Genomic DNA, 11,315 nt, shown 5'->3' with positions numbered 1-11,315 from the left:
CTCTCACCCTCAGTAGCACCAGGACAAAATACTTTGGGATTCATGCTACCTTATACACCTTTACATCACTTAATTATGAGGAGGATGAATCGTCCAATTGTGTTAACTAGCGGTAATTTTGTTGATGAACCGCAATGTATTGATAATCATCAAGCACGAGAAAAATTAAGTAAAATAGCTGATTATTTTTTATTACATAATAGAGACATTATTAATCGAGTTGATGATTCGGTGGTAAGAATAGTAGGAGAGAAATTACAAATAATTCGTCGTGCTAGAGGATATGCACCAGCACCAATCAATTTACCATCTGGTTTTGAAAAAGTTCCGCAAATTTTAGCAATGGGTAGCGAGTTAAAAAATACCTTTTGTTTATTAAGAGACGGACAAGCAATTTTATCTCAGCATTTAGGAGATTTAGCAAACACTACTGTTTTTAAAAACTATCAAGAGACACTAAATTTATATTTAAACTTATTTAAACATCAACCGGAAGCTATCGCTGTAGATAAACATCCGGAATATTTATCAACAAAATTTGGCAAGGAATTAGCAGCCGCGAATCAAATCAACATATATAATATTCAGCATCATCATAGTCATATAGCTGCTTGTATGGCAGAAAATAACTTACCTTTAGATTCTGTACCAGTTTTAGGTATTGCTTTAGATGGTTTGGGTTACGGTGAAGATAATACCCTTTGGGGGGGAGAATTTTTATTAGCTGATTATCGTCAATTTACCAGATTAGCGACCTTAAAACCAGTTCCCTTAATAGGTGGTAAACAAGCAGCTTATCAACCGTGGCGTAATACCTACTCTCAATTAATATCCAGCTTTAATTGGGCAGAAATTAAAAAAAACTATGGAAGTTTAGAAATTATCAAGTACTTAGAACAAAAACCACTTATACTGCTCAACCAACTCAGCGAAAAGTTATTAAATACCCCATTAACATCATCTACAGGCAGATTGTTTGATGCAGTAGCAGCAGCCATCGGAATTTGCCGAGAAAAATGTAGTTATCAGGGACAAGCAGCAATTGAAATGGAAGCCTTAATTGATGAAAAACTATTAAATCAACATAAAGAAACGCTAACTTATCCTTTTAAACTTAACTTTTTAGATAACATTTATTATATAGATCCATATCCTATGTGGAAAACACTACTTCAAGATTTACAACAGCAAACTTCCGCAAAAATCATTGCGACGAAATTTCATCTGGGATTTGCGATCGCAATTGTTGAAACAGTAAATACTTTGCGTAAACAACACTCAATCAACCACGTAGTTCTTACCGGAGGAGTATTTCAAAATCGTATTTTATTAGAACAAGTAACCAACCGCTTAAAAACATCAGGAATAAGCGTACTTACTCACAGTTTAGTTCCTTGTAACGACGGTGGATTATCTCTTGGACAAGCAGTAATTGCAGCAGCAAAACATCAAGTCTAATCAAATCTACTTTTTTTTAAATGTATCATTACTCTGCGTTATTTGCGTCTATTAAATCAGTGAACAGTCAACAGTTATCAGTTATCACGGTTTCAGTTGGGGATTTAACCCCGACTGAAACACACCACTTTTAGAATTGGGGACTCTGACTCCCAATTGATTTACAGTTTTTAACTGATAACTGATAACTGATAACTGATAACTGATAAAGTTAATTAATTCATCATAATTTACTTACAGAATGTGTCTAGGAATACCCGGTCAAATAATAGAAATAACTGACCCTACAAACAAACTAGCAACAGTTGAAATAAGCGGTATAAAACGTCAAATTAATATCGCTTGTATCGTAGATGAACAACATCCTCCCGAATCATGTATTGGAGATTGGGTATTAGTTCATGTCGGTTTTGCCATGAATCGAATTAACGAAAAAGATGCAGTAGAAACACTAAAATTACTTCAAGAAATGGCTGAATTAATGGTTGACTACTAAGAAAGTTAGGAGTTAAGAGTTAAGAGTTAGGAGTTAAGAGTTAAGAGTTATGAGTTATGAATTTTAAGCTTTAACTGTCAACTGTTTTATATGAAATACGTAGAAGAATTCCGCGATACTTATAAAGCTGAAGCTTTAGAATGGCAAATTCAAAAGTTAGGAAACTTGCTTAAAAAACCCGTCAAAATCATGGAAGTTTGCGGGGGACATACACATTCTATTTTCAAATACGGCATAGAAGAACTACTACCTTCTACAGTCGAATTAATACATGGTCCCGGCTGTCCAGTATGCGTAATGCCCAAAGGTAGAATAGACGATGCAATTTGTATTGCTCAAAATTCCAACGTTATTTTAACAACCTTTGGCGATACAATGCGAGTGCCAGGTTCAAAAATTAATTTGCTGCAAGCCAAAGCTCAAGGTGCAGATATTCGTATAGTTTACTCACCATTAGATTGCTTAAAAATTGCTAAAAGTAATCCCGAAAAAGAAGTAGTATTCTTTGCAATTGGTTTTGAAACAACCGCACCCAGTACAGCTTTTACAATTCTACAAGCAGCATCAGAAAAGATTAATAATTTTCAACTGTTTTGCAATCACGTCTTAGTGATTCCAGCACTTAAAGCATTACTAGATAATCCCGATTTACAATTAGATGGTTTTATTGGTCCTGGTCATGTCAGTATGGTAATTGGAACAAATCCTTATGAATTTATTGCCCAAGAATATAAAAAACCAATCGTGATTTCTGGCTTTGAACCTTTAGACATTTTGCAATCAATTTGGATGTTATTATGGCAACTTGTAGAAAATCGCTGCCAAGTAGAAAATCAATATAGTCGTTTAGTTGAAACCCAAGGAAATCAGCAAGCAATTCAAGCCATAAATCAAGTATTTGAAGTCAGAAAAAGTTTTGCATGGAGAGGTTTAGATGAAATCCCATATTCTGCTTTAAAAATTCGTCCTGAATATGCAAAATTCGATGCAGAAATTAAATTTACTATTCCTAATCTGAAAGTAGCTGACCATAAAGCTTGTCAATGTGGAGAAATTCTCAAAGGAGTTTTAAAACCTTGGCAATGTAAAGTATTTGGAACAGCTTGTACCCCAGAAAAGCCAATTGGTTCATGTATGGTTTCTTCTGAAGGTGCTTGTGCAGCTTATTATAAATACGGTGCAATCAAAGCCAAAGCGTAAATAAATTATCAATGAACAATTATCAGTTTTAAAACTGGTAACTTTTGACAAACTAACCTTTAACCTTTCACCTCTAACCTTTGACCTCTAACCTATAAAAGCTTATGATCAAATAAGTCTATTTATGGAGTAATTTCATATGCTTAATATTGGTAATTTAAGCTTTTTTTTGATAGCTTCAATTGTCTTGATTATCACCCCAGGGCAAGATATGCTGTACGTGATTGCTCGCAGTATCGGACAGGGAAGAATTGCTGGAATTGCCTCTGCTTTTGGAGTTTGTAGTGGTGTTCTCGTACATACTTTAGCTGCTGCAATTGGACTTTCAGCTTTATTAATGACTTCAGCAATAGCTTACAACATCATAAAATACGCTGGCGCTGCTTATTTAATATATTTAGGAGTCCGTACTATTATTAGCCGCGAACAAGAAAATTCTCTAAGTAATTTACGAGGAAGAAGTTTAAAGAAAATCTATTATCAAGGATTACTTTCAAGTTTACTCAATCCAAAATTAGCGCTGTTTTTTCTAGCTTTTCTACCGCAGTTTGTTGACTCAACTCAAGATAAAGTTGCTTTACAGATAATCATCCTAGGATTAATGTTTGTCACAATGGCTATTATCTGGTTTATATTCCTAGCCTTTGTCACAAGCTATGTAGGAAACTGGATGCAAACAAACTCTACTTGGAGACGCTTTCAAAGATATTTTACTGGTAGTATTTTAATTCTTTTAGGCGCACGTTTAGCATTACCCGAACAAAATTAGTAAGCAACTAGTACCGCTTCCCAAAAGTCAAAGGTCTGGATGTTAAAAGTCAAAAGTATTATAGAATAAGGATTTCAACGATTTGAAACGGATACTTGATTTTCGCCCCCGCTGTACTACTATTCCAGCACATTAATTTTGCGAGGGCACACAGAGGTAGTGCGAGCATCTTGCTCGCTATTGGTAATTAAACCTCGCTATTGATAATTAGAGATTTAATATAATATTAAAACATTAAAAATGCCAACCTCTCCACAAAATAAATTTTTTCAAAAACTCAAACAAAACCGTAAAGAAAGAGTCCAAGTAACAGATACTCACATCACACTTGCCCATGGTAGCGGCGGAAAAGCGATGCGAGATTTAATTGATGATATCTTTATTACTACTTTTAATAATCCTATTCTTTCGCAATTAGAAGACCAAGCAAGTTTTAATTTAGCCACCTTAATGCAGCTAGGAGATAGACTAGCTTTTACAACTGATTCTTATGTTGTAGACCCTTTATTTTTTCCTGGTAGCAACATTGGAGAATTAGCCGTTAACGGTACAGTTAATGATTTAGCAGTCAGCGGTGCAAAACCTTTATATCTAAGCTGTAGCGTAATTTTAGAAGAAGGTTTACCTGTAGAAACATTACGAAAAGTTGCCCAAAGTATGCAAATAGCAGCACAAAAAGCAGACGTACAAATTGTCACTGGTGATACAAAAGTTGTGCATCGGGGTGCTGCGGATAAACTGTTTATCAACACAACTGGAATTGGTGTGATTCGTCCCAATATTTGTATCTCTGCTAGCAATATAAAACCCGGAGATGCGATAATTATTAATGGTGAAATCGGAAATCATGGTACAGCAATATTAATTGCTCGTGGGGAATTAGCGTTAGAATCCGATATTAAAAGTGATTGTCAACCCTTACACGATTTAGTTGCAAAAATCCTCGATACTTGTCCCGAAATTCATGCAATGCGAGATGCAACTAGAGGTGGTTTAGCTACAGTTTTAAACGAATTTGCTTTAACTTCAAATGTCGGAATTCGTCTTGAAGAAGAATCGATTCCGATTCGTGAAGAAGTCAAAGGTGTTTGTGAAATATTAGGTTTAGAACCTTTTTATTTAGCAAACGAAGGTAAATTAGTAGTAGCTGTAGCAAGGGAAAATGCCGACAAAGTTTTATCAGTAATGAAGTCACATCCTGCGGGAAAAAATGCTGCAATTATCGGTCAAGTAACTTCCTCACTCCAAGGAATAGTATCATTAAAAACTAGTTTTGGTGCTGAAAGAATTATTGATATGTTAGTCGGAGAACAATTACCAAGGATTTGCTAATCAATAGTTAGGAGTTAGGAATTATGAGTGAGGAGTTTAAAAATTTTAGATTTTAAATTTTAGATTAAATAAATAATTAATAGTTATTTATTGATAACTGTTCACTGTTAACTGTTCACTGAAAATGCACGAACTAGGAATTACTCAAAATATAGTATCAATTGTAAGCGAATATGCTGAAGGTAAAAAAGTTCAACGGGTTTTATTAGAAATCGGTAAACTATCAGCAATTATGCCAGATGCCGTACAATTTTGTTTTGATATTTGTTCTCAAGGTACGGTTTTAGAAAACGCAAATTTAGAAATTATCAAAACTCCTGGTTTAGCTGTTTGTCGTCAATGCGGTGCAGAAATTAGTTTAGAAAAACCTTTTGGAAAATGTAATTGTGGTAGCACGCAACTCGATTTAATTGCTGGAGAAGAATTAAAAATTAAGGAAATAGAAGTAGAAGAATTATGTGTGTAACCTGCGGTTGTTCCGATGATAATGCAAAAATTAGTTATCCTCAAAATCAAGCTGTAATAATCAGTTCTCATGGTGATGAACATCATCATACTCACACCTTACCCGATGGCACGATAATCAATCATTCTCATAGCCACGATACTATTAACAATACATCCGAAATTCATGCCAAAATACATAATACAACCATCTCTTTAGAACAAGATATTTTAGCTAAAAATAATTTAATAGCAGCCCAAAATCGCGGATGGTTTAAAGGTCGAAATATTCTCGCTTTAAATTTGATGAGTTCTCCGGGTTCGGGAAAAACAACTTTATTAACTCGTACTATTAACGATTTAAAAAATAAATTAACTATCAGTGTAATCGAAGGCGACCAAGAAACAATCAACGATGCTAAAAAAATCGAAGCAACCGGCTGTAAAGTAGTGCAAATAAACACCGGAACCGGCTGTCATCTCGATGCATTAATGATAGAAAAAGGCTTGCAACAACTTAATCCCGAACTTGATTCGATAGTAATGATTGAAAACGTCGGAAACTTAGTTTGTCCAGCTTTATTTGACTTAGGAGAACAAGCAAAAGTTACCATTCTTTCCGTAACCGAAGGAGAAGATAAACCTATCAAATATCCTCATATTTTCAAAGCTAGTGACGTAATGATAATTACGAAAATAGATTTATTACCTTACGTGCAATTTGATGTAGAAAAATGTATCGAATACGCACGACAAGTTAATCCAAGTATACGTATTTTTCAACTTTCCGCAGTTACGGGAACGGGGTTAGAAGATTGGTATCAATCGTTGGAAATGGGGAGAGTTAATACCACCGGAGTTACTCCCTTCCCGCCCTAAAATTAGCCTTCTCTCTTTATCTCTTTCCTCTGTGTTCTCTGCGTCTCTGCGGTTTTTTTTTGGTAATCTTTCAGCGGAAAACGAGTAAGACTTAAAAGACTTTTAAAGAATAATATGTTAAAACCGTGGTGAATTTTAATACACACCGTTTATTAACATGATTCGTCACATCGGTTATTGGCTTGAATCTCGTCTGTGCGCTCCAGCTTATAGCGGTTTGGTTTTAGCAGGAATTGCAATTTGCTTTTTCGGAGCAGCTATGAATACTATGGCTGGCTGGTTATACGTTATCAGCGGTATAAGTTTTGCTTTGTTGGGTTATGCTGCTATCTTACCCCCAAAGTCTCTCACAGGTTTGCTGCTTAAACGACGCTCAATTCAACCTGTTACCGCTGGAGATGATTTAACTGTTGAATTAGAAATTTTTAATCAAACTAAAAAGCCGCTTTCTTTACTACAAATAGAAGATAAATTACCTTTCGTTTTAGATAAACCACGTTTACACCCTATAGAAACTATCTCAGCGCAAACTAGTTACAACTGGGTATACTATCAACCTACAGAGCGCCGGGGTATTTACCGTTGGCAAAATGTAGAATTAGCAACTGCTGCACCTCTAGGACTATTTTGGAGTCGTCGTCAGCGTCAATTAAGCGCGATCGCAATTGTATATCCGCAAGTTTTACCGCTTAAATCCTGTCCTTTAGTGGATGACATGGGTAAAGAAGATAGCATCAAGGGACAACCTCGCGGTAATCCCTTACAGACGGCTACTCAAGGCTTAACCCGTTCTTTACGTCCCTACCGAATGGGCGATCCTTTGCGGATGATTCACTGGCGGAGTAGCGCCCGTTACGGGGATTTACGAGTGCGGGAATTAGAAATGCTCACCAGTGGACAGGAAATTATTATTGCTTTAGATAACGGTGAATGGCAAGAAAATAATTTTGAACAAGCAGTAATTACCGCAATTTCAATGTATTTTTACGCACTAACCCAGCAAATGCAAGTACAATTATGGACTGCATCAACAGGTTTGATTAACAAAAAAAGAGATGTGCTTGAAGCTTTAGCAGCAATTCATCCCCAAGATGATATTATTAAACCGCAGCCTCATAATAAACCTTTGATTTGGTTGACTGAAAATCCTTTAACCTTTACATCACTCCCTTACGGTAGTCGTTGGATGCTGTGGCAAAATAATTCATCCGAATCGCGATCGCAAGTTGTAATCAATAGAGATATTCCAGGTATTGTGATTGATTCTGAACAATCCCTACAACCACAACTGCAAAAACCCCTGCTATAGATTCCAGAAATAACCCTAACGGGTAATGCCAAACTTCAATGCTCTATTCCACACTATAACTATGAAGATGTTTGAAAAGTCTACATAGTTTTTCAGGCTTGTCTATAAACCAAATAAATAAGGTTTTTCAGCTTTTTTATCTAAGCAAATAGAGATTAAGTCTAAATACTTTTTATGTTAAACATAATACTTTTTAAACATCTTTTAAATACATAAAAATGACAGCCATCTATAGATTAAAGATGGTGACTCATTGCAAAAGAAAGCATTGAATATTTTGCTCAACTTTAAGCAAAATCTACTTCTAATGCTGACTATTTCCATTGTTGTTTATTAATCAGGTATTTAAATGGTTTCCACTATTAACGTTTCCACTTACGAATTGCTAGTCAAGCCGATTATTGATAGCCCCTCATCACCAAATCGGACTGTTATTCAGGGCTATTTCCTGACAATCTCCAACCCTGGCTTTAGTAATTTAAAAATTAGACTCACATTCAAAGCTCGTACTCCAGATTTTAATTCCAGTCAGATAGTTGCATTTTGGGATATCGATGGGACAAATAGTTTACTCACCCCAATATCTACCCTTCCCTGCGTGCGAACCTATACTTTTGACCTTCCGGCACTGGATACAGGACTATTTTTACTGCTACCAGATGTGACACAGAATAGCGTCATCAGAAATAGAAATACTGAAATTAGAGGATACGTCAGACTCAGAATCGATTCCGCTTCTGGTGGTTCAGGAAACATGAAAACTCTGCTGCTATCAGCCCAGCAGCGCGGTACTTTCCTTCCTCAAGGTAGTATTAATCCACCTGCTGCTGGTGATTTCGATCAGCTTGCATACGACTTACCCTTAGCAACAGGAGCTTCTGAAGTAACTCTAGAAACTAACCTCATTTCAGCAACTACTAACCTTTCCTTACCTAATCGCGATCGCATTCTCAAAGCTATTGAAACAAATCCTAGTTTCCTCAGTGATATCACTAGCGAACCTCTGGTTCAAAAAGTAGCTGAGCTTAGCGTCGAAGAACAACAGCGGATGCTGTACATTTTGCTGGAACGCTTTCAAGATAATCCCCAAATATCACTTGCAAGCAATCAAGTAGAGATAGAAACAAACGGTAATGTAACAGACAATGTAGCTGAACCTATTGAGACTGATGCAATAAGCTCATAAATCAACAGTTATCAGTTATCAGTTATCAGTTAAAAACTGTAAATCAATTGGCACGGCTAGTCCCCCACTTCTAAAAGTGGTGTGTTTCAGTCGGGGTTAAATCCCCAACTGAAACCGTGATAACTGATAACTGTTGACTGTTCACTGATTTAATACACTGTAGGGTGTGTGACGCTACGAAATAATTTGAACCTAACAATAGGACTTACTTATAGCGTCACGCACCATAGAGCTGTTCCCTAGTCCTTACAACTTATTCAAAAATCAAACCGGATTCCTATATATGACTAATGAAAATTCAAATAATATTAAGCTAACTAAACTCAAAGACAAAGATATTAATGAAAGCTTTTGCTTGAGAAAGTTTTCTCATAGTTGGGTTGCGATTAACCCTCATCCCAAAGGAATTATTCAATTTATCGGCAGCTTTATATTTGGTTCTTTCCCAATCAACTCTTATAAATACTTGTTCCAAAATCTATTTGAACAAGGTTATACAATTTTTGTATTTCGATTCCCTTTGACTCCTTTTAAATTCGACCATTGGCAAGTTGCTATCAACTTACTAAAAGAAGAATATGCTTTAAGAGTAGAAATTATCAGATTCCTGACGCAAAATCAAAAAATATCTCATAATAATTTAGAAATATATCTCAATGATTCTAATTATTATTGGCTGGGTCACAGTTTAGGATGTAAATATATTACTCTCTTAGAAATTTTAAGCAATGATTCGATTCAACGTAACTTAATTATTCAAAATGCCCTTGGCGATCGCTATGATGAAAAATTCATATCTTTGATAAAATCTGTTGACATTGCCAGAGAAAAAGCAGAACAAGAAATTAGCAAATTATTGAATAAACCCATTAATATTAACAACTATTTTATTCAAAACCAACCTTCAATACTGTTAGCACCTGAAATCAGTAACACAGTAACAATAAATAAAAATAATATTTCTAAAAACAAACCTTTATCCAACTTCGAGTTAATTGTATATCCGAATGCCAGAGAAACAAAACAGATGATTGCTCAAAGTAAAAACTTATTTAATTTAACAGGAATAATTTCATTCGCTCAAGATTGTATTGCTAGAGATGATGTGACTTTTTTAGCCCAACAATTATCCCTGAAACCTTTTCGTTCACCTGTTGATCAAGAATTATTTGGATGGCATCTTGAACCAAATGGAATTCAAATTGAACATATTGGAACTTACATCAATCAAATTTTCGCACAACTAATAATACAACGGTAATCAACCCCAAACCCTACCGGAGTAACAATTCCTTGAACATAATATTTTCTTATGCCATCTATGGCATTTTACAAAAATTATTGGCAAAATTCTTCCCCCACTTCCCTTGCAGTTCTCAGCAAAGGAGTAAATTCCCCCAGTCATAGCTTACGGATGGTGCGGTACAATGCATAGATACTAAAACTACATTAGCCGTTCCTTATGATTTCATCAGAAGCAAATACTAAATCCAGCGATAAGAATTTAGAAGCAATGCGGCATTTTTCCGAGCAATATGCTAAACGTACCGGAACTTACTTTTGTTCCGAACCTTCGGTGACTGCGGTTGTAATCGAAGGACTTGCTAAACATAAAGACGAACTGGGAGCGCCTTTATGTCCTTGTCGTCATTACGAAGACAAAGAAGCCGAAGTCAGCGCTACTTTTTGGAATTGTCCTTGTGTACCCATGCGCGAACGCAAAGAATGCCACTGTATGCTGTTTTTAACCCCAGATAATGAATTCGCTGGGGAACAACAGGAAATTTCTTTAGATACGATTAAAGAAGTCAGAGATAGCATGGGTTAATGCTTCTCTTATGAGTCAACAAATTCCCCAAGAATTTTGGCAAGGTGTAGAATTGTTTAATACAGGACAATTCTATGCCTGTCACGATACATTAGAAGCTTTGTGGATGGAAGCCGCAGAGCCAGACAAAACTTTTTATCAAGGAATTTTACAAATTGCAGTAGCCCTATATCACTTGGGTAACACTAATGTGCGCGGTGCGATAATTTTACTTGGTGAAGGTAGCAATCGTCTCGCTCGTTACCCATCTGTTTACAGCGAAATTGATGTTGATGAATTATTAGAGGAAAGTATAACTTTATTAAAAACACTCCAACAAAATCAACTCGATCAAATCGACTCTTCCTCCGATGAAGCAGATACTTTACCTCTCCCCCGGATTTTGCGAGTTGAGGAGTGAGATGGGGGGATGGG

The 11,315-nt window shown here is 35.9% G+C and carries 12 protein-coding genes; all 12 read left to right on the top strand.

Going from position 1 to position 11,315, the window contains the following annotated elements:
• Positions 1 to 1,458: Kae1-like domain-containing protein (locus IQ247_RS29055; RefSeq protein WP_193925296.1), on the top strand; the 1,458-nt coding region annotated here is incomplete at its 5' end.
• Positions 1,459 to 1,699: 241 nt separating this feature from the next.
• A complete protein-coding gene (locus IQ247_RS29050) occupies positions 1,700 to 1,954 on the top strand; it encodes a HypC/HybG/HupF family hydrogenase formation chaperone (RefSeq protein WP_193925294.1) in 255 nt (84 codons plus the stop codon).
• 90 nt (positions 1,955 to 2,044) lie between these two features.
• Positions 2,045 to 3,154: a hydrogenase formation protein HypD gene (gene hypD, locus IQ247_RS29045; protein WP_193925293.1), complete on the top strand. Its 1,110-nt coding sequence runs from the start codon at positions 2,045 to 2,047 to the stop codon at positions 3,152 to 3,154.
• 139 nt (positions 3,155 to 3,293) lie between these two features.
• A complete protein-coding gene (locus IQ247_RS29040; protein WP_193925291.1) occupies positions 3,294 to 3,923 on the top strand; it encodes a LysE family translocator in 630 nt (209 codons plus the stop codon).
• Between the two features lie 240 nt (positions 3,924 to 4,163).
• Positions 4,164 to 5,255, top strand: a complete 1,092-nt coding sequence (hypE, locus tag IQ247_RS29035) for a hydrogenase expression/formation protein HypE (RefSeq protein ID WP_193925289.1) — start codon at positions 4,164 to 4,166, stop codon at positions 5,253 to 5,255.
• 124 nt (positions 5,256 to 5,379) lie between these two features.
• A complete protein-coding gene (gene hypA / locus IQ247_RS29030) occupies positions 5,380 to 5,721 on the top strand; it encodes a hydrogenase maturation nickel metallochaperone HypA (protein ID WP_193925288.1) in 342 nt (113 codons plus the stop codon).
• Positions 5,712 to 6,578 carry a hydrogenase nickel incorporation protein HypB gene (gene hypB / locus IQ247_RS29025; RefSeq protein WP_193925287.1) on the top strand — a complete coding sequence of 289 codons (867 nt, stop codon included), beginning with the start codon at positions 5,712 to 5,714 and terminating at the stop codon, positions 6,576 to 6,578. Before hypA ends, hypB begins: the two co-directional genes overlap by 10 nt.
• A 157-nt stretch (positions 6,579 to 6,735) precedes the next feature.
• Entirely contained in the window at positions 6,736 to 7,887 is a 1,152-nt protein-coding gene (locus IQ247_RS29020) for a DUF58 domain-containing protein (RefSeq protein WP_228060142.1), read from the top strand.
• A gap of 349 nt (positions 7,888 to 8,236) precedes the next feature.
• Entirely contained in the window at positions 8,237 to 9,073 is an 837-nt protein-coding gene (locus IQ247_RS29015; RefSeq protein WP_193925286.1) for a hypothetical protein, read from the top strand.
• A gap of 283 nt (positions 9,074 to 9,356) precedes the next feature.
• Positions 9,357 to 10,334 carry a DUF1350 family protein gene (locus IQ247_RS29010; protein WP_193925285.1) on the top strand — a complete coding sequence of 326 codons (978 nt, stop codon included), beginning with the start codon at positions 9,357 to 9,359 and terminating at the stop codon, positions 10,332 to 10,334.
• A gap of 201 nt (positions 10,335 to 10,535) precedes the next feature.
• On the top strand, positions 10,536 to 10,901 hold the full coding sequence (locus IQ247_RS29005) for a ferredoxin thioredoxin reductase catalytic beta subunit (protein WP_193925284.1): 366 nt from the start codon (positions 10,536 to 10,538) through the stop codon (positions 10,899 to 10,901).
• A gap of 10 nt (positions 10,902 to 10,911) precedes the next feature.
• Positions 10,912 to 11,301 (top strand): DUF309 domain-containing protein, encoded by a 390-nt coding sequence (locus tag IQ247_RS29000; RefSeq protein WP_193925283.1) that lies wholly within the window; start codon positions 10,912 to 10,914, stop codon positions 11,299 to 11,301.
• Positions 11,302 to 11,315: the final 14 nt, after the last annotated feature.

Origin of the sequence: Plectonema cf. radiosum LEGE 06105, assembly GCF_015207665.1 — a bacterium.
Classification (GTDB): Bacteria; Cyanobacteriota; Cyanobacteriia; order Cyanobacteriales; family Nostocaceae; genus Rivularia; species Rivularia radiosa_A.
The sequence above is the reverse complement of the archived record's forward strand: the minus strand, read 5'-3'. Positions and strand labels throughout refer to the sequence as shown.